This window comes from Rhodanobacter sp. UC4451_H18 (genome assembly GCF_052978225.1).
Genome location: NZ_CM129663.1, coordinates 1,585,300 through 1,610,226 on the forward strand (window position 1 = coordinate 1,585,300; position 24,927 = coordinate 1,610,226).

The window sequence follows — 24,927 nt, forward strand, 5'->3', positions numbered from 1 at the left end:
GGAACCACCATGGCGCGGCGAACCGGCGAAAATCTGTCCTCGCGCAGCCAGATTTTCGCCTCGACCAGCCAAAGCCCGACAGGCTCATGGCGCGCGCTTGCGGCCGTGGATCATCGCGGCGACCAGGTTCTCGCCGTAATGCACGCTCTCGCCCACCGCGGCCAGCACGTGCAGCACGACCAGTCCCAGCACGCCGTAGGCCAGCGCTTCGTGCAGCTCCTCCAGCCAGCCCTCACCGAAGAATCGGTCGGTGGTCTGCAGCCAGCCGGTGACGCCGACCAGCAGCACGCCAACGAGCAGGGCCAGGATCATCACGGCGGCCGCCGGATTGTGCCCGAGCTGCCGCCGCGAGCGCCCGGCCAGGCGCTCGCGCAGGTAATCGCGCAGCCGGCGCGGGCCGGGCACCCAGTCGGCGAAGCGCGCGTGCCGCGTGCCGACCCAGCCCCACACGAAACGCACCGCGAGCAGGGCCAGCACGGCGTAGCCGATCCCGCGGTGGACCAGCTCGCCGTCCTCGGTGAAAAAGTTGGCGAGGAACAAGCCCGCCAGCGACCAGTGAAACAGGCGGACCAGCGGGTCCCACACTTTGACCATCGCGTTCATGGCTTGTCCTCGCTAGGGGTCAGGTGACGATCAACCGCCCTTCTTCTTGACGATGCGGCCGTCGGTGGGGTCGAAGTAGATCTCCACGTTCTTGCCGGCCTTGTCCTTGCCGTAGATCTCGTAACAATTGCCCGAGACCTGGAACACCTTGATGGTGTAGCCCTGGTCGAGCACCTTCTGCTTCATCGCCGCTTCGGTCAGCCACTGCGCACGCGGTGCGCTGGTGCATTGCGGTGCGGCGAAGGCGGACGCCGACAGGACGGCGGCGGCGAGGAACAACGGGGCGATGACGATGCGTTTCATGGTGCGTCTCCGGTATCGGCAGGATTGCCTTGGACGGCATTGCAACCGGGACGGCTTATGTGGGTCTTAAGAACCCGAAACGGCGCGCGGGAAGGCTCCCGGGCGCAACACCTCGGGCGGCGCGATCGCCGCCACCGCACGGTCGCGTCCCCCGCGCTTGGCGTCGTACAGCGAGCCGTCGGCGCGCCGGATCAGGTCCTCCGCGGCATCGCCGGGGACCGCCTGCGCCATGCCGATGCTCACCGTGACCGTGCACCGCGGCCAGGCGAAACCGCGGAATGCGTCGAGCAGGCGCGCCGCCACTTCGCCGGCGCCGCTCAAGTCGGTACCCGGCAACAGCAGCACGAACTCCTCGCCGCCGTAGCGCGCGGCCATGTCCGCCGGGCGCAGCGCCGCGCGCAGCAGGTGGCCGGTGATGCGCAGCACCTGGTCGCCGGCCAGGTGGCCGAAGTCGTCGTTGAAGGTCTTGAAGCGGTCCAGATCGAGCATCAGCAGCGAGAACGTCGTGTCGTGCTCGCGCTGCCCGCGCAGCAGGCCGGCCAGCGCCTCGTCGAGCGCGCGCCGGTTGGGCAGCCCGGTGAGGATGTCGGTGCCGGCATCGTTGCGCAACGCGATGCTTTCGCGGCGCTGGCGTTCCAGCTTGTCGAACAGGTTGGCCACCCACCACACCAGCCCGGCCACCGCGCCGCCGCTGAACAGGGCCACGAACACGAAGGCCAGCGCTTCGGGCAGGCCCAGCCAGGACTGCAGCAACTCGAACACGAACGCGAACACCGCCGGCAGCAGCAAGGCCGGCAGCAGCAGCCGCCGCGCCAAGGCGCCGCCCAGCGTGTCGGCGGTGGCCACGCGGGTCAGCCCGAGCGTGGGCGAGGCGCACAGCCAGCCGAGCGTCGCCAGCAGCAGCAACAAAGTGGAGTGCAGCGGCATGCGCCCGAACGGCGTGGCGCCCTTGCCGGCCAGCGCAATGCCATAGGAGGCCAGCCCGCTCATCGCGATGACCAACGCGACCAGGGCCAGCGCGTCGCGCAGGCGCGGCCAGCGTCGCGCCGGCAGCAGGCCCAGCGCACCGAGCAGCACGAAGCCCGCCGCAACCGGTTCGGCCATGCGCCCGGGCCAGCGTCCGGAGTCGTAGGCCGACAGCTCGCCAAGCAGGCGATCGATGCGCAAGTCGACCAGCCACAGATGCTCCGCCAGGGTCGCCGCGCCGAGCGCCAGCACGCCCAACGACAGCCAGCGGCCCATGCCGGACCACGACGGCACCGGATGGTGGCTGAGCAGCAGCGAGCCTCCGCACAACACGAATCCGACCGCCGCAGTCGCGCTCATCGCCGGCTGCCCCGGCCACATCGTGGTCAGCAGCGGACGCTGCGACCACCAGCCGGCGAGCACGACCAGCGCCGTCGCGCAGTCCAGCAACGCAGCTGCACGCGAGAAACGCAGGAACCCGCGCACGGCGCCGAGATCGTGATGGAACGGCACGGTGATCATCGCCACCCTCATGCTCCGGCGAGCCTGCCGTGGTTTCGGCAGTACGACGGCACCAGGCCCACCATGGCACAGTCGGCCGGTGCCCCGACTTGACGACGATCAAGCCGGCGACCGGCGCGTCCTGCCAGAGTCTGCGCCAGCCGCCTGCGCCGTCGAGGAAATGATGTTCATTTACAGCTGCCACGGTGCCGCCAAGCAGGTCACCGGCTCCTGCCACCTGATCACCTGCAACGATCGCCGCGTGCTGATCGACTGCGGCATGTTCCAGGGCAGCGAAGAGGTCGAGCGGGCCAATGCCGAACCGTTCGGCTTCGACCCGGCCAGCATCGACGTGCTGCTGCTGACCCACGCGCACCTGGACCATTGCGGGCGGATTCCGCTGCTGGTGTGCCGGGGCTTTCGCGGCCGCATCGTCACCACCGCCGCCACCCGCGAACTGGCGCGGGTGGTGATGCTCGATTCCGCCGGCCTGCAGGAAGAGGACGCGCGCCGCGCGCAACGCAACAACCGACGCGGCGAGACGGTGGCGCCGCCGCTGTACACCCTGGACGACGCGCTGCACGCGCTGGACTTCTTCGGCCCGGATGTCGGCTACGACGAAACCGTGCAGGTCACCGATGGCATCCGCGCCCGCTTTCTCGATGCCGGCCACATCCTCGGCTCGGCCTCGATCCTGCTGCAGATCGACGACGGCGAGAAGCAACGGCGCATGCTGTTTTCCGGCGACCTCGGCAACCCGGGTCGCCCGCTGCTGCGCGACCCGACGCCCGCCCCACCAGCCGACTACGTGGTGATGGAAAGCACCTACGGCGACCGTCCGCACCGCTCGGTGCCGGACTCGGTGGACGAGATGTACCAGGCCATCCGCGACACGGTGAACCGGCGCGGCAACGTGGTGATCCCCACCTTTGCGCTGGAGCGCACCCAGGAAATTCTCTACTACCTGCACCGCGGCATCGCCGACGGCGCGATCCCGCCGCACGTGCGGGTGTTCCTGGATTCGCCGATGGCGATCTCCGCCACCGAAATCTTCCGTCGCCACCCGGAATGCTTCGACGACGGCTTCCTCGCCGAGCTGCGGCACGGCGACCCGTTCGCCATGCCCGGCCTGCACTTCACCCGCGAGACGGCCGAGTCGATGGCGATCAACAACGTCGACGGCGGCGCGATCATCCTGGCCGGCTCGGGCATGTGCAACGGTGGTCGCGTGCGCCACCACCTCAAGCACAACCTGTGGCGCGAGCGCTGCAGCGTGGTGTTCGTCGGCTATGCGGCGGAAGGCACGCTGGCGCGGCGGATCATCGACGGGGCGCCCAGCGTGCGCGTGTTCAACGAGGAGATCCCGGTACGCGCGCAGGTGTGGACCATCAACGGCTTCTCCGCGCACGCCGACCGGCCCTCGCTGCTGGCCTGGCTGGGCGACGCGCCGCGGCGCAAGGTATTCCTGGTACACGGCGAATACGGCCGCGGCATGCGCGTGATGCAGGAGGTGCTGGCCGGGCGCGGCATCGCCTGCCAGCTGCCTGGCCTGCACGAGCCGATCAAGCTCGACTGAAGCCGCCGGCGGCCGGACAACCGAACGAAACACGACACGCCGCGCAGTTGACGCTGGTCAAAGAGACGCTGGCCGCAGGTGCGCAGACTGGGTCCGCCGCCTGTCGCCCCAAGGGAAGGCGGCCGTCTCACGTCGAGAGCAAATCATGATGAAGCGGATCCATCTTCCGTGCTTCCCTGCGCGCCACGACCTCCATGCCATGGTGCTCCCGTCGCCCGGCAGCGGCACCGAGCGCGCGCGTGCGACCCGGTCCCTGTGGCGCGCCGTGCCGTGGCTGCTGCTGGGTGCGTGGCTGGCGATCCTGCCAACGCAGAATGCCTCGGCCATGCCCGAGTTCGCGCGCCGCTACAGCCTCAGCTGCGTCGCCTGCCACTCCGCCTTCCCGCGCCTCAACAAGTTCGGCGAGATCTTCGCCAAGAACAACATGCGTCTGCCGAACTGGATGGAAACCTCCGCCCAGCTCAACGACGATCGGCTCGGGCTGCCCGACCACGTGCCGCTTGCCATCCGCGCCCAGGCCTATCTGCAGGGCCGCCAGGGCCAGGCGATCGACCCGATCAGCGGCGCCCGCCAATCCGCCGCGACCGACTTCCAGTCGCCGTACCTGCTCAAGCTGCTGTCCAGCGCGCCGCTGAGCAAGAACATCACCTATTACTTCTACGCGATCATGGGGGAGAAGGGCGGCAACGGCGAAATCCTGGTGGAGGACGCCTGGTTCCGCCATGCCGACATCTTCGGCAGCGGCATCGGCATGATGCTCGGCCAGTTCTCGCTGTCCGACTCGATGTTCCCGCGCGAGATCCGCCTGCCGTTCCAGGATTACATGGTCTACCGCATGGCCGGCGTCACCTACGATCGCGGCGTGCTGTTCGACCGCGACATCGGCCGCTTCGGCATCGACCTCGGCTTCACCAACGGCAACGGCATCACCGACAACTTCAAGATCAGCGGCACCGGCTATTCGCGGCCGGACCGGATGTTCGACAGCGACAGCTCCAAGACCACCTTCGCCCACATCGGCACCGACATCGGCCCGGTGGCGGTGGGCGTGTTCGGCGCCGCGGGCAAGCAGCGCGGCGCCGCCGGTCCGGCCGGCATGGACAAGAGCCAGCGCAACACCGACAAGCGCGTCGTCGGCCTGGACGCGTCCGGCGACATCGGCGCCAACACCCACTGGTACACGCAATACCTGTGGAACGACTGGGACGGCTTCCTCGATGCCGACCCGACGCGCAACTACCGCTGGAGCGGCGGCTTCGCCGGCGTGGACTGGATCCCCGATGACCGCTGGGCGTTCTCCGCGCTGTACAACCGGGCCAGCGCCGGCGACCTGGCGCATACCAACACCATCTTCGAAGGCATCGACATCAACAGCCTGAGCCTGACCGCGTCGTATTACTTCATGCGCAACGTCAAGGGCATCATCGAGCTCAACGTCGATTTCCAGCACCGGACCCGGCCCACCGGCCCCTACTTCACCGGCCACCTGAGCAGCGAGAACTACATCCTGTTCGGCTTCGACACGGCGTTCTGACGTGCGCTCCCGTCGCTTCCCCACGCGGTCATCCGTGCACCTCGCGGTGCTGATGCTGGTGCTGGCCGCCGGCGGCAGCGCGCAGGCGCAGGCGTTGCAGGTGGGCACCCTTCGCGTCGAATCGACGCCGTCGGGCGCGGAGGTCGAGCTGATCGGCGGCAAGGCCGGCGTGACGCCGCTGACGATCACCGAGCGCGACATCTACCCGAACCGCTACCCGGACGCCCGCGCCGAACGCTACGGCATGATCACCCTGCGCCACGCCGGCTGCGAGCCGTTGACCCATCGGGTGACGCTGGACGACCTCAAGCAGGACCTGCACCTGCGCCTGGACTGCATCGCGTCGGCGTCGACGCCCGCGGCCAGCCGGGTGCCCGCGCCGCTGGCCGCCCCGGCGACGCTGCCGCCTGCACCGATGCCATCCGTGCCGCAACGACGGCTGCGCCAGCTCGAGGTGCTGCAGGAGCTGCTGGACGAAGGCCTGATCACCCCGGCCGAGGAACAGCGCGTGCGTCGACGGATCCTGCAGCCAGGCACCCACCCGGGCCACTGAAAGAGCCCGCGGCCGCCCGGCACCGGCGAGGCGGCAGCCACGTTCCCTCCGTGGTGAAGTCCGCCGCTCGTGCCGCGCGTGTCGAAAGTGCACATCTGCTTGACCTGGATCAGAAGCGCCGCCTGCCGCCATTCCTATAGTGGGCATGACTGACGCGGATTCCTCGGGGAGGGACGCGCGGTGTACGAGATTTCCCGGCAAGGCCCGAATCGACCGTAGGGGAGAATCGCATGTCGCAGCGGATTTCGGATCTGACGCTTTCGGTGCTGGCCTGCGTGGCGGCGTTCGGGCTGTCCTGGCCCTTCTGGCGTGATTTCGAGTACTGGCCCGAATCGCACGTCGCCTGGTGGATCTATTTCGCCGTGGGCTTCGCGCTGGCGGTGTGGGTGTTCTACCTGTTCATCGGCAGCCTGCGCATCCTGTTCCTGCATGACACCCAGGCCACGCCGCCTTCCGTCGATGACAAGGGGGGCCGGCCATGAGCTGCGGATCAGGCGACAGCAGTTGCGAAAAACCGCGGCGCCGCAGCGCGCTGCTTTTGCTCGGCGTCATGGCGCTGATCTTCATCGTCTTGTCGGTGTTCTCCTTCCTGCCCTCGCGCGGACAGGCCACCCCCGACCCGGTGAGCTTCGGCCCGTACCAGGCCAACGACGGCAAGCGCGTGTTCCAGGCCTACAACTGCATGGGCTGCCACACCCTGGTCGGCAACGGCGCCTATCTGGGGCCGGACCTCACTGAGGTGTACGAACACGCCGGGCCAGCCTGGCTGGCGGCGTTCCTGCCCTCGGCCGGCGGCTGGCCCACCGAGGCGGCGGTACGCGCCCAGCTGCTCGATCCGAACCAGCACGCCGACACCGGCACCGACACCATCGACGCCTACCTGCAGAAATATCCCGGTGCGGCGGCCCGCATCGAGCGGCGCGGCGGCGGCACCACGCTGATGCCGAACCTGCCGCTGAGCAAGGACGAGATCGGCCAGCTGATCGCCTACCTCAAGTACACCTCGGCGATGAACACCGAGGGCTGGCCACCGAAGGTCGAAGCCGGCACGCTCGACCGCCGCATGCAATTGGCGCATGGCCCGATCGCGCTGGCGCAGGTCGTGCCTGCGGTGGCTGCGGCGACAACGCCGGTGGCAAGCGATCCGGCCGCATTGGGCGCGCAACTGGTCAAGGACTACGGCTGCGTGGCCTGTCACGCCAGTGACGACAAGAAGCTGGTGGGACCAGGCTGGGGCGGGCTGTATGGGTCCAGCGTGAGCCTGGCCGACGGCGGCAAGGTCAGCGCCGACGACGCCTACCTGGCCGAGTCGATCCGCCAGCCGAACGCGAAGATCGTGGCCGGTTATCCGCCGGGCGTGATGCCGGCCTACGACACCCTGCTCAAGAACGACGAGGTCGATGCCATCGTGGCCTACCTCCACACGCTGGAGAAGCAGTGATGCAGATCCAATACCAGACCCAACGGCTGAGCCTGCGCTTTTTCATGCTGATGCTGGTGCTGTTCGTCGTGCAGGTGATCTACGGCATGATCCTGGCCGCGCAGCAGGTGGACCCGACCCTCCTGCAGGGATGGCTCAACTTCAACGTCGCCCGCGCCGAGCATCTGAACCTCGGCATCATGTGGATCGTGTGCGGCTTCATCGGCGCGATCATGTTCGTGGCGCCCTTGCTGGCCAGGCGCGAGCTGGTGGCGCCGTGGCTGATCAAGTTCCTGTTCTACGCGGTCATCGTCATCGTGATCTGGAACTTCTTCACCCAGTTCCTGGCCGAGCGCGGCATCGCCGGCTGGTGGTTGGGGCAACCGTGGCTGCAGCAGGGGCTGGAATATCTCGAAGCCGGCCGCATCGCCGGCGTGCTGATCCTGGTCGGCTTCGTGATCCTGGCCTTCGTGGTGCTGCGCACGTTCCCGCGCGTGCGCGAATGGAACGAGGTGCACTGGGGCCTGGGCCTGGGCGTCGGCGCGCTGGCGGTGGTGTGGGTGTTCGGCCTGTTCTACGTGGCGCGGCTGGACCTGCAGGAATACTTCCGCTGGTTCGTGGTGCACTACTGGGTGGAAGGCGTGTGGGAAGTGATCCACATCAGCCTGGTCGGCTACTTCCTGGTACTGATGTTCAAGGCCGACGTGAAATCCGTGGGCTTCGCGGTGTTCTGGGGCATCGCCCTGGTGTGGCTGTCCGGGCTGATCGGCAACGCGCACCACTATTTCTGGATCGGCACGCCGGAGTTCTGGCAGTTCTGGGGTTCGCTGTTCAGCGCGCTGGAACCGCTGCCGCTGGTGTTCTGCTTCTGGCACATCTACCTGGATGCGCACACCAACAAGCGACCGCTGGAGAACGCGCCGGCGTTCTACTTCTTGCTCGGCTCGACCGTGCTGGAGCTGGTCGGCGCGGGCATCCTCGGCTTCGTGATGACCTTCGCGCTGACCAACGTGTGGTCGCACGGCACCTGGGTCACCGCCGGGCACGCGCACCTGGCGCTGTTCGGCACCTTCGGCATGCTCGGCATCGCCGCGGCCTATTACGCCACGCCGATCCTGCGCAAGGTGCCGCAGTTCGATCCGCGCCTGGGCAAGCTCGGTTTCTGGCTGGTGTTCACCGGCGTGCTGGGCATGGCGTTCGCGTTCGCCATCGGCGGCACGGTGCAGGTCTATGTCTATCGCATCCTGGGGCTGGACTGGTTCGGCGGCGACGTCAACCGCGCCATGGGCACCTACAAGGTCATGCTGCCGCTGTTCGGCCTGGTGCTGAGCACCGGCGCCGGCGTGCTGGCGTACGACCTGTTCACGCTGGGCCGGCGCATGCGTCCGCAGGCTGCCGTCGACGCCGAAACGACCCCGCATCCGGCCACCGGCTGGCGGCGACCACTGACCGGATTCGAAGCCGGCATCTGGCTGCTGCTGATGTGGCTGTTCGGCACGATCATCACGCTCGGCCTGCTCAGCTTCAACCTGCCGCACGTGCGCGTGGCGGGTGACCCCACCCTGCCCTACGTGCTGGCCGGCGTGGGTTATCCGGGCCTGCTGCTGGTCACCCTGCTGTTCGTGTGGCGCTTCATCGCCTCGCTGGAAGCGCGGGCCAGCGCACCGGCCATCTCGCCGCTGCTGCGGGTACTGCCGGCGCAGGGCTGAGCAGCCGACACCGGAAACGGTGGCAAGGAGCAACGGGGAAGGCCGTCGGGGGAGACCCCGCGGCCTTTTCCCTTGGTCCCGGTCACCGCCTTCCGCCGCACGTTCACGGGCGCCATCGCACCGACAGCGGTGGCGGTGGCGACCTAGCGCATCGCGAAAAACTCCCGGTGGAAATGCCGCTCCACCGGAAATCCCTGCCCGGCCAGATCGCGCTTCAATGCGTCGCCGAAGCCTGTCGGCCCGCAGAACCAGATGCTCGCCTCGCGCCATTCGGGCACGGCAGCCCGTATGCGCTCGCCCGTCAGGTAGCCGTCGCGCGCGTCGATCAGCACGTGCAGCCGCACGTTGGCGGAGCGGGCGTCACCCGCCAGCCGGTCGAGTGCTTCCTCATCGACATCCGCGGTGCTGTGGAAGAGATCGATCTTCTGGCCTTCGGGCCAATCCCGATCCTCTTTCTGCCACGCCATGTGCTTCATGCGCCCGATGAAAGGGGTGATGCCGATGCCGCCGCCGACCCAGATCTGGCGCGGGCGGCCGTCGTCGAACGTGAAACACCCATACGGACCCTCGACCTTCACGGCCTGCTCCACGCGCAGCCTCTCGTGCAGGCGATGCGTATGGTCGCCCAGATCCTTGACCACGAAGGTGATCCTGGGGATTTCCTTCCGCCAGCCGGAGGCAATGGTGTAGGGGTGCGCGCCATCGGCGGGGTCCGCGGTGACGAAGGCGAACTGGCCCGGCTTGTGGCCCGGCCACCCCTGCACCTCGGTTTCGATTTCGAGCGCATTCACCCCGTCGAAATGGTGCAACAAGGTGATTCTCCCCTCCACCTGCGAGCGCGTGCCTACCCGGCGCAACAGCACCACGATGGCCGCCCAGCTGCCGCAGGCGAGCAACACCGCAGTCAGCCAGCCGAGCGGCGTCGCCCAGTAGCCGAACTTCAACAGCACGACCGCATGGAAGACCAAGGCAAGCCAGCCGCCGGCAAGCAGGCGATGCGTCCGGTAGAACCAGTGGTACGGAAAACGCCGGATCAGGGCCAGCACGATCAGCACGGCGACGGCGTAGAAAACCCATTCGCCCACGCTCTCCGCGGCGCCGCGCTGGCTCGACAGCAGGGACGCCACCGGGTTGTCGGGCTTGCCCCGCATGCCACGCGCCGGGCGTTCCAGCCAGCCCCAACCCACCGCCCATTTCGGCGCCTGCGCCCATAGCCAATGGATGATGGCAACGACCAGCGCGGCGATGCCGAGCCATTTGTGCATGCGGTACATCTTGTCGAGGCCGCCCAGCCACTGCTCGGGCCATCGCGGCCGCAGCGCCAGGACCATCGCCAGGCTCATGCACCCGACCGCCACGAAACCCGTCAGTTGCACCATCGCATCGCGCAGGCCGAAGAAGGTGCCCGAGCGGAACATGGTGGGCTCGACGACGAGCCACGGCAGGACCAGGAAGGCGAGCGTCCCCCAGAATGCACGCTTGAGGTTACGCATGTGGCCCCTTGCAGCCGTCGCGATGCAGGAGTACTTCGCAGGCCGCCGACGCTCGCCGCGTGCCGTGTCCGCCGCCGGGGCCGGCGGCGTCGGCGCATGGCCTCACGAGGCCTGTCCGCCCCGTCCTGGCAGCATGCGTCGCAAGGTGTCGTCGCGATTCACGTAGTGGTGCACCAGCGCGGCCACCGCATGCAGGCCGACCAGGTAATAGCCCACCGTGCCGATGGTTTCGTGGATCTCCTTCAGCGAATCGGCAAGCGCCTTGTCCGCACCCACCAGCGCCGGCAGCTGCAGTCCGAAGAACGGGATCGGCTTGCCCGAAGCGCTGAGGGTGAGCCAGCCGAGCAGCGGCATCGCGATCAGGAAGGCGTACAGCGCCAGGTGCATCAGCGCGGCCAGGCGCTCCTGCCACACCGGCGGTGCCGGCCGGATCGGCGGGACCGGGCCCGACACCAGGCGGATCGCCAGCCGCACGAAGACCAGCGCGAGCACGCTCAGGCCCAGCATGAAGTGCCAGGTTTTCAGTCCGTCGCGCAGGTCGCTGCCGCGCGGGTAGAACTCGCGCAGCTCGATGCAGGCGTACACGGCAACCAGCAACAGCAGCATCAGCCAGTGCATGCCGATCGACAGCGAGCCGTAGCGGTCAGTGGTGTTTTTCCAGTTCACGGCAATCTCCGCAGGTGGTGTCTCGGCGGCCTCGATCCGGCCCATGCCGGCAGCCTGCGACGAACGGTGCCAGCGTGATTTGATCCCCGTCAAATGCGCGCGAACAGCGCCACGGCAGCGGCCGATTGCCGCATGCCTGCGCGCCTGTCCAAATTGACCGCGGTCAACTCGGACCCGCACGACCCGGCGTAGAACTGATCCGGCAAGGCTGCGCCGAGTGGCCGTCCATCCGGCACGAATGAGCATCACGCTGCACCATCGGGAACCGCCCATGTCCGAGATCCGTTCCGCCGACCACCACACTGCTTCCGCCACGCCGTTCGGCGCCATCGAAGGCACCCACTGGATCGAGACCCTGAACGACGGCAGCCCGGTGCTGATCCGCCCGCTGCGCCCGGAGGATCGCCAGCGCGAAACGGCTTTCATCAAGCGCTTGTCGGAGCAGGCTTGCCGCTTCCGCTTCCTGGGCAAATTGAAGGAAGCCAGCCCGGCCCTGCTCGACCAGCTGATGGATGTCGACCAGCGCAGCCGCATGGCCTTCGTCGCGCTCGCCCACGACAACGGCGAACTGCGCATGGTCGGCGTCAGCCGCTACGGCGCCAGCGGCGACGAGAAGCAGTGCGAATGCGCGGTGACGGTGGCCGACGACTGGCGCCAGCGCGGCCTCGCCGTGCTGTTGATGCGGCGCCTGATCGACATCGCGCGCAAGAACGGCTTCCACACCATGTTCTCGATCGATGCCGCGGAGAACGAACCGATGCGCGAACTGGCCGGCTACCTCGGCTTCCAGCGCCGGCTCGACCCGGACGACGGCACGCAGGTGATCCACACCCTGGATCTTTGAACGACGCCGAACCCGGGCCGCATCGCCATGACAAGCACCGAACAAATACCGCGCACGACGCGCCCGGGCGACATCCTCGCGCTGGTGACCGCGACCGAGCCGTGGAGCCCGGCTGCCGTCGCCGCCATCGCCATCGCCTTGCGCTGGGAGGCCAACCTGACCGGATGCTTCATCGACCCGGCGCTGCGCAAACCCGCCGGCGGCAAAGCCGGCAGCGAGCCCACCGTGCTCGGCCTGCTGCTCGAACCGCGCATCGAATCCGCCGACGAGCACGCCGCCTTCGCAGCCTTTGCACGCCAGTCCGGCTTGCGCAACGCCGACTGGGTCATCGCCCGGACCGACATCGCATCCACCTTGCGCCGGCTCGGCGCACGGCACGACCTGGCGGTGATCGAGCGCGACATGGTGCACGCATCGGGCCTGCTCGACATTCTCGGCGAAGCGATCCTGTCCTGCGGCGTGCCGTGCCTGGTCCTGCCTCCGCAGTGGCGGCGGGAGATCCGCTTCGAGCGCATCGTGATCGGCTGCAACGGCAGCACCGAGGCGATCCGCGCAATCCACGCCGCGCTGCCGTTCCTCAAGGTGGCGAAACAGGTGACCCTGGTCGACGGCGACCTGGGCAACGGCGACGATGCGTATCCGCGCTTCGACCCGTTCGTCTACCTGCTGCGTCACGGCATCACGCCCCGGCCCAGCTACGTCCGCGCCTCCTCCGCGATGGCCGGGGAAATCCTGCTGCAGGAAGTCGGCAACATCGACGCCGACCTGCTGGTGATGGGTGCCTACGGCCATTCGCGCATGCGTGAACGCGTGTTCGGCGGCGCCACCCGGCGCGTGCTGGAGGAAGCCACCATCCCGGTGCTGATGCAGCACTAGCCGACGTGCCGCCGCAGCGGCGCAGGCGCTATTGGTTGGCGGATGCTGCGGCCCGCCGGCGGCGATGCCCGCTCACGACCGCCAGCACGACCACGGTGACGACACTGCCCAGCAGGGCGAGGAGCATGTCCTGCTGCGCATCCCACGGATCGCCCTGGGTGCCGAGGTAGGCGACGCCCAGGTCGCCGCCGAACCACACCGCGGCAGCCCATTCGAACAGCTCGAACAAGGCGGAGCTGGCGGTGACCATGCTGACCGGCACGATCCAGCGCCACGCGCCCGGCGACACCGTGCGCGCAGCGACCAGTTCCACCACCGCCGGCGTCAGCAGCAGGCCGTAGGCAAAATGGATGGCGCGGTCGAAAGGATTGCGCGACAAGCCCAGCGCGTCGTGCAGCGAGAAGCCGGACAGCGCGGCAAACCAGCGATCCCACGGCACCTCGGCATAGGTGTAGTGGGCGCCGATCTCGTGCAGCACGAGGAACACGAACAGCGCCGCGTAGCTGGCATCGGAAAAGCGCAGCCGGCGGAACCCCAGCACCAGCGCCGGCAACGCCAGCATCACCAGCAGGTTCTCCAGCAACCAGTCCTGGCGATAGTGCGGCGCGATGGCAAGCGCCACCGCCACGACCAGGAAGGCGGCCAGCAGCAGCAGCGGAAAACGGGCGTCCTTCGATCCGGGTCGTTCGTTCATTGCTGTCTGCCATCCCTCCGCGTCATGCGTCGTGCCGATGATGCCACGCGCCCGGGCGCCGGCCGCGACAATTCGCGCACGGCGAGCGCTGGACCGCTTGACCTGCATCAAGAGCGATCCGGCAGCCGTCAATGAGCATGCGCGCATCTTTCAGGGAGTCGCGCAATGAGCAGTACTCGAAAACTCTGGCTGGGGTTGGCAGCCTTGCTGATCGCCTCGTTTGGCGTGCTGTTGTGGGTGGGTGACCAGGTGCACCAGTACGCACCGCCACTGCCGCAGGCGGTGGTCACCAGCGGCAACGAGACCCTGTTCACCGGCGACGACATCGAGCTGGGCAAGCAGGTCTGGCAGCGCATCGGCGGCCAGCAGCTGGGCTCGATCTGGGGCCACGGCGCGCTGCTCGCGCCGGACTGGAGTGCCGACTGGCTGCACCGCGAAGGCGTGGCCATGCTGGAATTGCTAGCGCGCGACGAAGGCGCCGGCTCCTACGCCGAACTCGACGCGCCGCAACAGGCCGCACTGCGCTCGCGCGTGCAGCGCGAGCTGCGCACGAACACGTGGGACCCGGCCAAGGGCACCATCTACGTCTCCCCGCTGCGCGCGCAGGCGATGCTGGTGGTCGGCGCGCATTACATGAGCCTGTTCAGCAACGATCCGGCCACCGCCAAGCTGCGCGAGACCTACGCGATGCGCGACAACACCATCGCCGAGCTTGACCAGCGCCGCGCAGTCACCGCGTTCTTCTGGTGGGCCAGCTGGGCCACCGCGGCCGAACGCCCGGGCAGCGCCATCAGCTACACGCAGAACTGGCCGCACGACACGCTGGCCGGCAACACGCCGACCGCGGCCAACTTCATGTGGTCGGTTTTCAGCGTGCTGTTCCTGATCCTCGGCATCGGCCTGCTCGGCTGGCACCACGCGCGCCAGGTGAGCCATGAGCCGCTGCCGCCGATCCCCGCGCGCGATCCGCTCACCGAGTTGAAACCCACGCCCTCGATGAAGGCCACCGCCAAGTATTTCTGGACGGTGATCGGCCTGTTCCTGGTGCAGATCCTGCTCGGCGCCACCACCGCGCACTACCAGGTGGAAGGCCAGCAGGCCTACGGTTTCGCGCTGGCGAATTACCTGCCCTACGCCCTCACCCGCACCTGGCATACCGAACTGGCCGTGCTGTGGATCGCCACCGCGTGGCTGGCCACCGGCCTGTACATCGCGCCGCTGATCTCCGGCCACGAGCCGAAGTACCAGCGACTCGGGGTGAACTTCCTGTGGGTGTGCCTGCTGGTCATCGTGGTCGGCTCGTTTGCCGGCCAGTGGATGGCGGTGATGGACAAGATGGACCTGTCGAAGAACTTCTGGTTCGGCCACCAGGGCTGGGAATACGTCGACCTCGGCCGCTTCTGGCAGATCTTCCTGTTCATCGGCCTGATGCTGTGGCTGTTCCTGGTCGGCCGCGCGCTGTGGCCGGCGATGCGCGGCGGCAAGGAAGGTGCCCCCATCGTGGGCCTGCTGTTTCTCTCCACCGTGGCGATCGGCCTGCTCTACGGCGCCGGCCTGATGTGGGGCGAACACACCCACATCGCGATGGTGGAGTACTGGCGCTGGTGGGTGGTGCACCTGTGGGTGGAGGGCTTCTTCGAGGTGTTCGCCACCGCGGTGATCAGCTACCTGTTCGTGCGCCTCGGCCTGTTGCGCGTGGGCACGGCGACCACCAGCGTGCTGTTCGCCACCATCGTGTTCATGGCCGGCGGCGTGCTGGGCACGCTGCACCACCTGTACTTCAGCGGCACCACCACGGCGGTGATCGCGCTCGGCGCCAGCTTCTCGGCGCTGGAAGTGGTGCCGCTGGCACTGATCGGGCTGGAAGCCTGGGACACCTGGAAGAAGCAGCACGCCGCGCCGTGGATGGCGCGCTACCGCTGGCCGATCATGTTCTTCGTGGCGGTGAGCTTCTGGAACCTGGTCGGCGCCGGCCTGCTCGGTTTCCTGGTCAACACGCCGATCGCGCTGTACTTCATGCAGGGCCTCAACCTTACCGCCGCGCACGGCCACACCGCGCTGTTCGGCGTCTACGGCATGCTCGGCATGGGCCTGATGCTGTTCTGCCTGCGCGGCATCAAGCCGCAGGCCGAGTGGCGCGAGGGCTGGCTGAAGGGCTCGTTCTGGACGCTCAACCTCGGCCTCGGCCTGATGGCCGTGCTGACCCTGCTGCCGCTGGGCATCCTGCAACTGAAGGCCGTGCTGGAACACGGCTACTGGTTCGCCCGCTCGGCCGAGTTCATGGACCGCCCGCTGATCCACATGCTGGTATGGATGCGCGTGCCCGGCGACACCGTGTTCGCCATCGGCGCCATGCTGATCGCCGGCTTCGTCGCCTCGCTGTGGCTGTGGCCGAAACGACAGGTCGCCGCCACGCCGCTGCCGGACGCAGCGTCCGAGAGCGCATGACCCACATCAGGACGCGCCACATGGCGCGCCCTGATGCTTGTCCAAGTCCCGAATCACGAATCCCGGCGCCGAAATGATCGAGTTCTACCCCCAGATCAAGGCCGTCCACATCCTCTGCGTGCTGCTCAGCGGCGGCCTGTTCGCGCTGCGCGGGCTGATGGCACAGACGCGGCTGGCCGGCGTGGCGCAGGGCGCGCCGTTGCGCCTGCTCAGCTACACCATCGACACCGTCTTGCTGACCGCCGCGCTGATGCTGGTATCGATCCTGCCCGGTGCGCTGTTCGCCAACGGCTGGCTCACGGTCAAGCTGATCCTGCTGCTTGCCTACGTTGCGCTGGCCATGCTGGCGATGAAGCGCGTGCATGCGCCGCGCGCCCGAATGATCTTCTATGTGGCTGCATTGGCCACCTACGCCTGGATGCTCGGCGTCGCGCGCATGCACCACCCGCTGGGCTGGCTGCACGGATGGCTGGCATGAGCGCGGCGCAGCCATTCAACCACGACGTCTCGCGCGACCACACGCTGGACGCGTGCTTCCTCGGCCCCTACGGCGAGAACGACACGCTGCTGGAGAAGATGCTGGTCGAGTTCCTGCGCGACCACGTGTACTGGCGGCGCAATTTCCACCCCGAAGATCCGCCGGCGATCGGCACCGGCGCCGCGCATCACCCGGACTACCTCGCGTTCGAATCGCGCATGCGCCGCGAGCTGCACCAGCTCTCCGCCGCGCTGAAGAAGTCGGTGCCGTTCCACAGCCCGCGCTACATCGGGCACATGGCCAGCGACCTGCTGCTGCCGGGGCTGGCCGCGCAGATGCTCACGCTGCCGTACAACCCCAACAACGTCAGCGAGGACGCCGCCCCGGTCACCGTCGACATGGAGGTGCAGGCCGGCCTGCAGCTGGCGCGCATGCTCGGCTACCCGCACGATCCGGCGCAGGACGCCTGCGCGTTCGGCCACCTAACCTCCGGCGGCACCCTGGCCAACTACCAGGCGCTGCGCCTGGCGCTGGCGCTGAAGGCATTCCCGGTGGCGCTGCGCGCGGCGCAGGTGCCGGATCTCGACCTGCCAACGGACGACTGGAGCGCCTTCAACCTCACCCAGGCCGACAGCATCGCCTTGCTGACGGCGTGGCAAGCCTGGCTCGCCGCGCAGACGCCGGCCGAACGTTCGCGCTGGCTGCGGCGCGTCGAGCGCGAGCGCATCGAACAGCGCGGCCTGGTCGGCTTCTTCGCCGCGCATGTGCAGCTGAAGGTCCCGCTGGTGCTGGCACCGGTCACCGCGCACTACTCGTGGAGCAAGGGGCTGAAGCTGCTCGGCCTCGGCCGCGACCAGCTCGAACTGCTGCCCACCGACGGCATGCGGCTGGACGGCGCCGCCTTGTGCGACACGCTGGAACGCTGCGCGCGCGAACGCCAGAGTGTGCTGATGTGCGTGGCCGTGCTCGGCGGCACCGAGTACGGCACCATCGACCCGATCGACGCCGTGCTGGCCGCACGGCAGGCATCACGCGGGCGCGGGCTGGACTTCGCCGTGCACGTCGACGCCGCCTGGGGCGGCTACCTGGCCACCGTGTTCCGCCACGAGGACGGCTCGTTGCGCACACGCGATGAGGTGGCCGCCGACTACGTGCAGTTCCCCACGCCGGCAGTGCACGCCGCCTTCGCCGCGCTGGGCGATACCGACTCGGCCACCGTCGACCCGCACAAGCTCGGCTACCTGCCCTACGGCTCGGGTGCCTTCGTCTGCCGCGACCACCGCGCGATGGCGCTGCTGGCCGAGCGCGCGGATTACGTATTCCACGGCGGCACGCCGAAGGATTACCTGGCGCGTTACCGCAGCCTCGGCCAGTTCATCCCGGAAGGTTCCAAATCCGGCGCCGCGGCGGCCGCGGTGTACGTGACGCACAAGGTGCTGCCGCTGGACCATGCCCACTTCGGCGCCCTGCCGCGCGCCACCGTGCGTGCCGCCGAGACCTTCCACGCGCGTGCGCAGCGCTTCGCGCTGGAGCTGGCCGACGGCGTGCACGCGCTGGTGCCGTTCGCGCCGGACAGCAACCTGGTCTGCCTCGCGCTCAACCCGCGCGGCAACACGTCGGTGGCGACGGCCAACGCCTTCGTGCGCGCGCTGCACGACGAACTGCGCTGCGATCCGCGCCAGCCACTGCAGACCAAGGAGTTCTTCGGCTCGGTGACCAGCCTGCGCGCGGACATGCTCGGCACGGCGCAGACCGCACGCATCTTCGCCGCACTCGGGCTGGACCCGGCCAGCTTCGTCGCCGACGACGACCGCCTGCTGATCCTGCGCCATACGCTGATGAACCCGTTCCTGCTCGACCACGAGAACGGCATCAGCTACATCGACCGCTATTTCGACTTCCTCGCCCGTCGCGTGCGCAGCCTGCTTGCGACGCCGGTCGCGCCGCCGTGAGCGCCGCGCTGCCGCGCGTGGCCGTGCTCGGCTACGGCCGCTTCGGCAAGGCCTTCGTCGAACTGCTGCTGCAGGCCGGCCATCCGGTGCAGGTGTTCGACCCGCATGCGACGGTGCCGGCGGAGCTGGCGGCACCCTCGCTGGTCGCGGCAACTGCCGACGCCAACTGGATCGTGCTGGCCATGCCGGTGCCGCACCTGCGCGCCGCGCTGCCGGCATTGCGCCCGCTGCTGCACGCCGGGCAGACCGTGTTCGACGTGGGCAGCGTCAAGCTGCATCCGTGCGCGTTGATGGACGAACTGCTCGGCACGGACATCCCGCACCTCGGCACGCATCCGCTGTTCGGCCCGCTCAGCCTCGCCCGCGGCGATCGCCCGCGCCGCGTGGTGCTGTGTCCCGCTGCGGCGCACCCGCAAGCCGCCGCGCGCGCCGGCGAACTGTTCCGCGCACTGGACTGCGAGGTCATCGTGCAGGACCCGGCAAGCCACGACCGCGCCATGGCCGGCACGCACGCGCTGGCGTTCTTCATCGCCAAGGGGCTGATCGACATGGGCGTGGACGAGGGCATGCCGATGGCGCCGCCGTCGTTCCAGGGCCTGCAGCGCATGCTGGAGGCGGTGCGCGGCGATGCCGGCCACCTGTTCGGCGCAATCCAGCGCGAAAACCCGTACGCCGCCGAAGCGCGCGAAAGCCTGCTGCGCGAACTGGAGCGCATCCACCGGCAGTTGCTGGCAGACGACGACCCCGACACCTTGGCCATCGCTGCGCCACCTTGTTCATGACCAAGGTATCCGCACGCCAGACGGCGACAGCTGGCCACGCTCATTGACTGATGGATTTCGTGGGGGCTCGCGTCAGGCGGCTTTCAAGGTGAACTCCACATGCACCTCGTCATAGGGGAAGCACACGCCCTGCTTGCCGCGATCCAATACGCCGGCGTCGATCAGCGCCGTCACGTCGCCGTGCACACTTTTCACGTCGCGCCCCACGCGACGGGCAACCTCGCGGATGGACAGTTCGCCTTGCCCGGTCAAGGCGCGCAGGATCTCCCAGCGCTTGGCGGTAAGCACCTTCCACAGCAGCTCGACCGAGGCGAAGGCGATGAACTCGCCTTGCGCCTGCCCGGCCAGGGCGCCTGCGAGCCGCCGCTTGCTGGCGGCACGTGACGAAACACCCAGGGTGACGGTTTTCATGATTCGGACTCCCATGCCTCCACATCCCGCCAGAAATCTTCCTGCAAGGCCGCCAGGTCGCGATAGCGATAGGCCACTTCACGCCCATCGACGTGCTTGTGATCGCCCTTGCCGCTCTCGTTGTCGTAACGCAACACACAAGCACCGTTTGTGATCAGCGCCAGCCTGTACTTGAAAAGATGGGTGCTGCCCGGAACGGGCTGCCGCAGACGCCACACCACCATTTCCACGAAGGCCGTGGTCGTCAATGCCTGGCGTTCGCGCAACAGCAATTCGGCCTTCATGTTGGCCAGAGTACCAACACCGGAACAATGTTGGCAATTGCTCCAACGCCACTGCATCGCGCGACGGAAGCCGCGCGGGCCTTGCTTCCCGGGTGCGACTGATTGCCATGTGCACGCCTGGCCGCGGGAACGGTTAACCTGAGCCGTCCGCCACCCGAGATGGCGCGGCAGGGTCGGTTCCACGTGCGGGCCGGAGGGCGAATGAACGCGTGATGGCGTCGAACGGCATGACATCAGATCTCGATCTTGACGAGCTCAGGCGCAACTGCGGCTACTGCGCGATCCACGATTTCCAGCTGCCGGTGGGACTCAGCGCGGGCGACCTGCACACGCTCAACGCCTCCGCGCACGACATGCTGCCGCTCGATCGCGGGCAGACGCTGTTCCCGCAGGGGCGCAAGTTCAGCGCCTTGTACGTGGTGCGTGCCGGTGCGCTGAAGACCTTCGTGGAAGGTTCCGAAGGCGACGTGCAGATCCTCGGTTTCCACCTGCCTGGCGACATCATGGGCATCGGCGGCCTCATCAACGAGCACTACCCGTGCACCGCCCAGACGCTGGAACGCTCCAGCGTGTGCGAACTGCGCTACGCCCAGTTGCAGGAGGCCACCGCCAACCTGCCGGCGCTGAACCACCAGCTGATGCGGGTGATCAGCGGCGCGCTGGTCAACGAACAGAGCCACCTGGTGCTGATGGGCAAGCAGCAGGCGCAGCGGCGGCTGGCGTTCTTCATCCGGCGCATGTCCGACCGCTATGCGCGCCTGTCGCGCGACCCGCTGGCGCTGATCCTGCCGATGTCGCGCGAGGACATCGCCAACTATCTCGGGCTGGCGCTGGAGACGGTCAGCCGGCTGTTCGGCAAGATGGAATCGGCCGGCATCCTCTCGGTGAATCGCAAGTCGGTGCAGATCCTGCGCCGCGACCTGCTCGACGAACTCTGCGGCGGCGACATCGACATGGCGTAGGCCGTCGGGTCCCGCGGCGCGCCACCGGCCCGGTCACGCCGCTTTCGTGCCGGGGTTTGACCACGGTCAAAACCGCGCGGCGCCATCGGCCAGAGCATGCCAGCGTGCCCGGCCATCACGGCCGGTGCGGGAGAGATCGTGCTGGACATCATCGTCAACGTGGGCGGAACCTCGGACAACCCGTCGTGGCCGGGCGCGGCGCTGGCGCTGGCCAAGCGCCAAAGCGCCTTCGTCACCGGGCTGCAGGTGGTCGCGGTGTGCCCTTCGCTGATGGCGATACCGGACGTGATCGACGTGCTGGCCGCCGAGGAACAGGCGGCGCTGGCCCGACGCGACTGGTGGCTGCAGCAGTGCCGAAGCGCGGGCGTCGAGGGCGAATGGGAGGTGATGCGCGGCATCTCCGCGCAGGCGCTGGCCAAGCGCTCGCGGCTGGCCGACTTCATGATCGGCGAACTGAAGGTCGGCGACCCGGATGCCGCGCTCGGTGGCGACGATGTCACCCGCGCGTTGTTCGCCCGCAGCTCACCGATGCTGCTGGTGCCCGACCTCGGCAGCCACACGCTGCAGGCGCAGCGCATCGTCATCGCATGGAACGGCTCCGGCGAAGCCGCGCAGGCGGTGAAGGCGGCGCTGCCGCTGCTGGCGCAGGCATCCGCCGTGCGGGTGCTCGACGGCGAGCGCGGCGGCCTGCCCGGCATCAGCCCGCCGCCGCTGCCGCTGCGCGGCTGGTTCGCGCGCCACGGCATCGAGGCCCAATGGCAGCCGTTCCCGGCCGAACACGACGAAGGCCCCGCGCTGCTGGCCGCCGCCCGGGCATTCGATGCCGACCTGCTGGTGATGGGCGCCTGGGGCCGCTCGCGCCTCAGCGAGCTGGCCATGGGCGGCGTCACGCGCTGGATGCTCAGGAACGCGAGCCTGCCGCTGTTCCTCGCGCACTGAGAGCTGCCCGCCCCACGCGCGAAGAAACCGCCATGCAACCGACACCGATGGTTTGCCCGGACCCGCTTGCCGATCGCACCGGCCTGCCGCCCGGCTGTTCCGGCCCGGCCGGAGCGGCGGCCGCCATCGGCTCACCACCGTCGCGCTGACGGTCCCGTCGGCGAGCCGGCAGAGGCGAAATGGGCACGCGCCGTTCCGATGCACCCGTCCAGGACGCCGCGGCGACTCCCGCAGGACCGGCAGCGGCCGGGGCGGCGATGATCCGCACGGCCACGCTGCCGCTGGACGATCTCTTCCGCTCGCTGGGTTCCGCCGACAGCGGGCTGGACGCGGCCACCGCCGCGGCCAGGCTCGCCACGGCCGGGCCGAACCGCATCGACACCGCGGCGCCGAGGCGGCTGTGGTCGGCCGTCTCGGCGCGCTTCCGCAACCCGCTCGTCCTGGTCCTGCTCGGCGCGGCCACCGTGTCGGCGTTCACCGGCGACGTCGCCAGCTTCGTCGTGATCACCCTCATCGTGGCCATGTCGATGGCGCTGGACGTGGTCCAGGAGCACCGCGCGCAGAACGCCGCGGAAAGCCTGCGCAGCCAGGTCTCGCTGTCGGCAAGCGTGCTGCGCGGGGGCAGCCCGGAACAGGTCGCCGCCGTCGGCCTCGTTCCGGGCGACGTGATCCTCCTGGCTGCAGGCGACCTGGTTCCGGCCGACTGCCGGTTGATCGAGGCGCGGGACCTCTACGTCGACGATGCGCTGCTCACCGGCGAACCGTATCCGACCGGGAAACGAGCGGAGCTGGCCACGTCCACCCCGGGGCAGGACGCCTTTCCGGCAAATCTCGTCTTCACCGGCAGCTCCGTGGTCAGCGGCACGGCCAGGGCGCTGGTGGTGAGCACCGGTCGCGACACCCAGTTGGGCTCGATTGCCCGATCACTGCAGAAGACGCCGCCACCCACCGTGTTTGCCAGCGGCATCCGCGATTTCGGCATGATGATCGTGCGCCTGACCGTTCTGCTGGTGCTGTTCGCGCTGCTGGTCAATCTGCTGCTCCATCGACCGGCGCTCGAATCGTTCCTGTTCGCGCTGGCGCTCGCCGTCGGTCTCACGCCGGAACTGCTGCCGATGGTGGTGTCGGTGACGCTCGCCCACGGCGCGCTGCGCATGGCGCGCAAGAGCGTGATCGTGAAGCGCCTGACCGCCATCCACGATCTTGGCGGCATGGACGTGTTGTGCTGCGACAAGACCGGCACGCTCACCGAAGCCCGTATCCGGCTGGTGCGCGAGGTCGACCTGGGCGGAGCGGCAAGCGCCTCGGTGCTGCGCATGGCGCAGGTCAATGCGGCATTCGAAACCGGCCTCAAGAGCCCGCTGGACGACGCCATCCTCGAAGCCGCCGCGTTCGATCCGGCGGCATGGCGGAAGATCGACGAGGTGCCATTCGACTTCCAGCGCCGCCGGGTCTCGATCCTGGTGGAAAGCGACGGCCAGCGCCTGCTCGTGGTCAAGGGCGCACCGGAAGACGTGCTGCGCCTGACCACGGCGTACGAGCGGCCCGGGTTGCCGTCGGCACCGCTGGACGACGCTTCGCGTGCCATCGCGGCCGGGACTCTCGATGCCCTCGGCAGCGAAGGCTATCGCGTGCTGGGGGTCGCGTGGAAAACCGTCGAACAGGACCGGCAGCATGCCGGGGTCGTCGATGAAACCGGCCTGACCCTCGCCGGCTTCCTCGCCTTCCTCGACCCGCCGAAGACCGGCGCGCGGGAAGCGCTGGTGGCGCTGGCCGGACTGGGCGTCGCCGTGAAAGTCGTCACGGGCGACCACGAGCAGGTGGCGCGGCACGTCTGCCGCGAGCTCGGCCTCGCCGTGGGCGACACGCTGACCGGCCCGGTGCTCGATTCCCTCGACGATGACGCGCTGGCGGCCCGGCTCGACGCCACCACGCTGTTCTGCCGCATGACGCCGGTGCAGAAGTCCCGCGTCATCCGCGCGCTGCGCCGCAAGGGCCACGTGGTCGGCTACCTCGGCGACGGCATCAACGATGCGCCGCCGCTGCACGCCGCCGACGTCGGGTTCTCGGTGGATACCGCCGTCGACGTGGCCAGGGAGGCCGCGTGCATGATCCTGCTGCGCAAGGACCTCGGCGTGCTGGCGGAAGGCGTCCGCGAGGGCCGCCGCACCTTCGCCAATATCCTCAAGTACATCATGATGGGCACCAGCTCGAACTTCGGGAACATGTTCTCGATGGCCGGCGGCGTGCTGCTGTTGCCCTACCTGCCGATGCTGCCGATCCAGATCCTGCTCAACAACCTGCTGTACGACCTGTCCGAAATGGCCATCCCGCTGGACCGCGTCGACGAGGCGATGGTGGCCCGGCCGCGTCATTGGGACCTGGGCGTCGTGCGCCGATTCATGTTCACCTTCGGACCGATCAGCTCCGCGTTCGACTTCATGGTGTTCGGGCTCCTGCTGTGGGTCTTCCAGGTCGACGAAGGGCTTTTCCACACCAGCTGGTTCGTCGAATCGCTCGCCACCCAGGTGCTGGTGATCTTCATCATCCGGAGCAGAAACCCCTTCCGCGACCACCCGCATCCCCTGCTGGTGGCGGGCGCCCTGCTTGCCATCGCGGTGGCGGTGGGCCTGCCTTATTCGCCACTCGCCCACTGGCTGGGGTTCGTGCCGCTGCCCGCTCCGCTGCTGGCCGCACTCGCGCTCGTCGCGACGGCCTATCTGGGTGTGGTCCACCTGGCGAACCGCTGGTTCTTCACGCGCTACCAGCGCGGATCACGCTGAGCATGCGTGAAGCTCGACCGAGCCCGACGCGAACGATGAGCGTTGTTGATCGCCGTCAAATGACCGGCACGGGAAACATTCCAGAATGAAACAAGCGATACGCCGTCGTCACGCCGGGCAGTCGCATGCTCCGGCACTGAACGGGTGTCC

Annotated in this window: 23 protein-coding genes; 15 read left to right on the forward strand and 8 right to left on the reverse strand. The window is 68.5% G+C overall.

Annotation, left to right across the window (positions count from 1 at the left end):
* Positions 1–84: 84 nt before the first annotated feature.
* The 3 genes from ACVCMG_RS07315 to ACVCMG_RS07325 all read right to left on the reverse strand — a co-directional run bounded on the left by ACVCMG_RS07315 (position 85) and on the right by ACVCMG_RS07325 (position 2,394).
* The gene (locus ACVCMG_RS07315; RefSeq protein ID WP_395116424.1) at positions 85–603 is read right to left on the reverse strand and encodes a cytochrome b/b6 domain-containing protein; all 519 of its coding nucleotides are present in this window, start codon (positions 601–603) and stop codon (positions 85–87) included.
* Between the two features lie 30 nt (positions 604–633).
* Complete coding sequence (locus ACVCMG_RS07320; RefSeq protein WP_056081726.1) at positions 634–906, reverse strand: PepSY domain-containing protein; 273 nt, start codon at positions 904–906, stop codon at positions 634–636.
* A 66-nt stretch (positions 907–972) separates the two neighbouring features.
* A complete protein-coding gene (locus ACVCMG_RS07325; protein WP_447107183.1) occupies positions 973–2,394 on the reverse strand; it encodes a diguanylate cyclase in 1,422 nt (473 codons plus the stop codon).
* Between the two features lie 163 nt (positions 2,395–2,557).
* Here ACVCMG_RS07325 and ACVCMG_RS07330 point away from each other — a divergent pair, with 163 nt between their 5' ends.
* From ACVCMG_RS07330 to ACVCMG_RS07355, 6 genes are all read left to right on the forward strand, one after another.
* Positions 2,558–3,949, forward strand: a complete 1,392-nt coding sequence (locus ACVCMG_RS07330) for an MBL fold metallo-hydrolase (RefSeq protein ID WP_447105587.1) — start codon at positions 2,558–2,560, stop codon at positions 3,947–3,949.
* A gap of 199 nt (positions 3,950–4,148) precedes the next feature.
* A complete protein-coding gene (locus tag ACVCMG_RS07335; RefSeq protein ID WP_447115244.1) occupies positions 4,149–5,483 on the forward strand; it encodes a hypothetical protein in 1,335 nt (444 codons plus the stop codon).
* A 34-nt stretch (positions 5,484–5,517) separates the two neighbouring features.
* A complete protein-coding gene (locus ACVCMG_RS07340; protein WP_447115245.1) occupies positions 5,518–6,036 on the forward strand; it encodes a PEGA domain-containing protein in 519 nt (172 codons plus the stop codon).
* Positions 6,037–6,266: 230 nt separating this feature from the next.
* Entirely contained in the window at positions 6,267–6,518 is a 252-nt protein-coding gene (locus ACVCMG_RS07345; RefSeq protein ID WP_447115246.1) for a hypothetical protein, read from the forward strand.
* Positions 6,515–7,477, forward strand: coding sequence for a c-type cytochrome (locus tag ACVCMG_RS07350; RefSeq protein WP_447115247.1), 963 nt, complete (start codon positions 6,515–6,517; stop codon positions 7,475–7,477). Before ACVCMG_RS07345 ends, ACVCMG_RS07350 begins: the two co-directional genes overlap by 4 nt.
* Complete coding sequence (locus ACVCMG_RS07355) at positions 7,477–9,165, forward strand: cbb3-type cytochrome c oxidase subunit I (protein WP_447115248.1); 1,689 nt, start codon at positions 7,477–7,479, stop codon at positions 9,163–9,165. Before ACVCMG_RS07350 ends, ACVCMG_RS07355 begins: the two co-directional genes overlap by 1 nt.
* A gap of 143 nt (positions 9,166–9,308) precedes the next feature.
* Here ACVCMG_RS07355 and ACVCMG_RS07360 read toward each other — a convergent pair whose 3' ends face one another.
* Both ACVCMG_RS07360 and ACVCMG_RS07365 read right to left on the reverse strand, forming a co-directional pair.
* Positions 9,309–10,658, reverse strand: coding sequence for a ferredoxin reductase family protein (locus ACVCMG_RS07360; protein WP_447115249.1), 1,350 nt, complete (start codon positions 10,656–10,658; stop codon positions 9,309–9,311).
* A 102-nt stretch (positions 10,659–10,760) separates the two neighbouring features.
* A complete protein-coding gene (locus tag ACVCMG_RS07365; protein ID WP_447115250.1) occupies positions 10,761–11,324 on the reverse strand; it encodes a cytochrome b in 564 nt (187 codons plus the stop codon).
* A gap of 271 nt (positions 11,325–11,595) precedes the next feature.
* On the opposite strand from ACVCMG_RS07365, the gene ACVCMG_RS07370 reads away from it, so the two are divergent.
* Together ACVCMG_RS07370 and ACVCMG_RS07375 are read left to right on the forward strand one after the other, a co-directional pair.
* Positions 11,596–12,168 (forward strand): GNAT family N-acetyltransferase, encoded by a 573-nt coding sequence (locus tag ACVCMG_RS07370; RefSeq protein WP_136257633.1) that lies wholly within the window; start codon positions 11,596–11,598, stop codon positions 12,166–12,168.
* Between the two features lie 27 nt (positions 12,169–12,195).
* Positions 12,196–13,044: a universal stress protein gene (locus ACVCMG_RS07375; protein ID WP_447105579.1), complete on the forward strand. Its 849-nt coding sequence runs from the start codon at positions 12,196–12,198 to the stop codon at positions 13,042–13,044.
* Between the two features lie 28 nt (positions 13,045–13,072).
* Here the strand turns inward: ACVCMG_RS07375 and ACVCMG_RS07380 are convergent, their stop codons facing one another.
* Positions 13,073–13,738 carry a DUF2238 domain-containing protein gene (locus tag ACVCMG_RS07380; RefSeq protein ID WP_395116412.1) on the reverse strand — a complete coding sequence of 222 codons (666 nt, stop codon included), beginning with the start codon at positions 13,736–13,738 and terminating at the stop codon, positions 13,073–13,075.
* Between the two features lie 165 nt (positions 13,739–13,903).
* Between ACVCMG_RS07380 and ACVCMG_RS07385 the strand changes: the two genes are divergently transcribed.
* The 4 genes from ACVCMG_RS07385 to ACVCMG_RS07400 all read left to right on the forward strand — a co-directional run bounded on the left by ACVCMG_RS07385 (position 13,904) and on the right by ACVCMG_RS07400 (position 19,398).
* Entirely contained in the window at positions 13,904–16,186 is a 2,283-nt protein-coding gene (locus ACVCMG_RS07385; RefSeq protein ID WP_447115251.1) for a nitric-oxide reductase large subunit, read from the forward strand.
* Between the two features lie 73 nt (positions 16,187–16,259).
* On the forward strand, positions 16,260–16,664 hold the full coding sequence (locus ACVCMG_RS07390; protein WP_136257637.1) for a SirB2 family protein: 405 nt from the start codon (positions 16,260–16,262) through the stop codon (positions 16,662–16,664).
* On the forward strand, positions 16,661–18,616 hold the full coding sequence (locus tag ACVCMG_RS07395; protein ID WP_395116408.1) for a pyridoxal phosphate-dependent decarboxylase family protein: 1,956 nt from the start codon (positions 16,661–16,663) through the stop codon (positions 18,614–18,616). Before ACVCMG_RS07390 ends, ACVCMG_RS07395 begins: the two co-directional genes overlap by 4 nt.
* Positions 18,613–19,398 carry a prephenate dehydrogenase/arogenate dehydrogenase family protein gene (locus ACVCMG_RS07400; protein WP_447115252.1) on the forward strand — a complete coding sequence of 262 codons (786 nt, stop codon included), beginning with the start codon at positions 18,613–18,615 and terminating at the stop codon, positions 19,396–19,398. The genes ACVCMG_RS07395 and ACVCMG_RS07400 overlap by 4 nt, the downstream gene beginning before the upstream one ends.
* Before the next feature lie 72 nt (positions 19,399–19,470).
* On the opposite strand, the gene ACVCMG_RS07405 is transcribed toward ACVCMG_RS07400, so the two are convergent.
* Entirely contained in the window at positions 19,471–19,809 is a 339-nt protein-coding gene (locus ACVCMG_RS07405; protein WP_447115253.1) for an HVO_A0114 family putative DNA-binding protein, read from the reverse strand.
* Positions 19,806–20,093 (reverse strand): toxin-antitoxin system TumE family protein, encoded by a 288-nt coding sequence (locus ACVCMG_RS07410; RefSeq protein ID WP_447115254.1) that lies wholly within the window; start codon positions 20,091–20,093, stop codon positions 19,806–19,808. Before ACVCMG_RS07410 ends, ACVCMG_RS07405 begins: the two co-directional genes overlap by 4 nt.
* A gap of 227 nt (positions 20,094–20,320) precedes the next feature.
* Between ACVCMG_RS07410 and ACVCMG_RS07415 the strand changes: the two genes are divergently transcribed.
* The 3 genes from ACVCMG_RS07415 (at position 20,321) to mgtA (ending at position 24,777) form a co-directional block, all read left to right on the forward strand.
* Entirely contained in the window at positions 20,321–21,055 is a 735-nt protein-coding gene (locus ACVCMG_RS07415; protein WP_447097222.1) for a cyclic nucleotide-binding domain-containing protein, read from the forward strand.
* Between the two features lie 138 nt (positions 21,056–21,193).
* Positions 21,194–21,994 (forward strand): universal stress protein, encoded by an 801-nt coding sequence (locus ACVCMG_RS07420; RefSeq protein WP_395116402.1) that lies wholly within the window; start codon positions 21,194–21,196, stop codon positions 21,992–21,994.
* A gap of 179 nt (positions 21,995–22,173) precedes the next feature.
* Complete coding sequence (gene mgtA, locus ACVCMG_RS07425; RefSeq protein ID WP_447115255.1) at positions 22,174–24,777, forward strand: magnesium-translocating P-type ATPase; 2,604 nt, start codon at positions 22,174–22,176, stop codon at positions 24,775–24,777.
* Positions 24,778–24,927 lie beyond the last annotated feature (150 nt).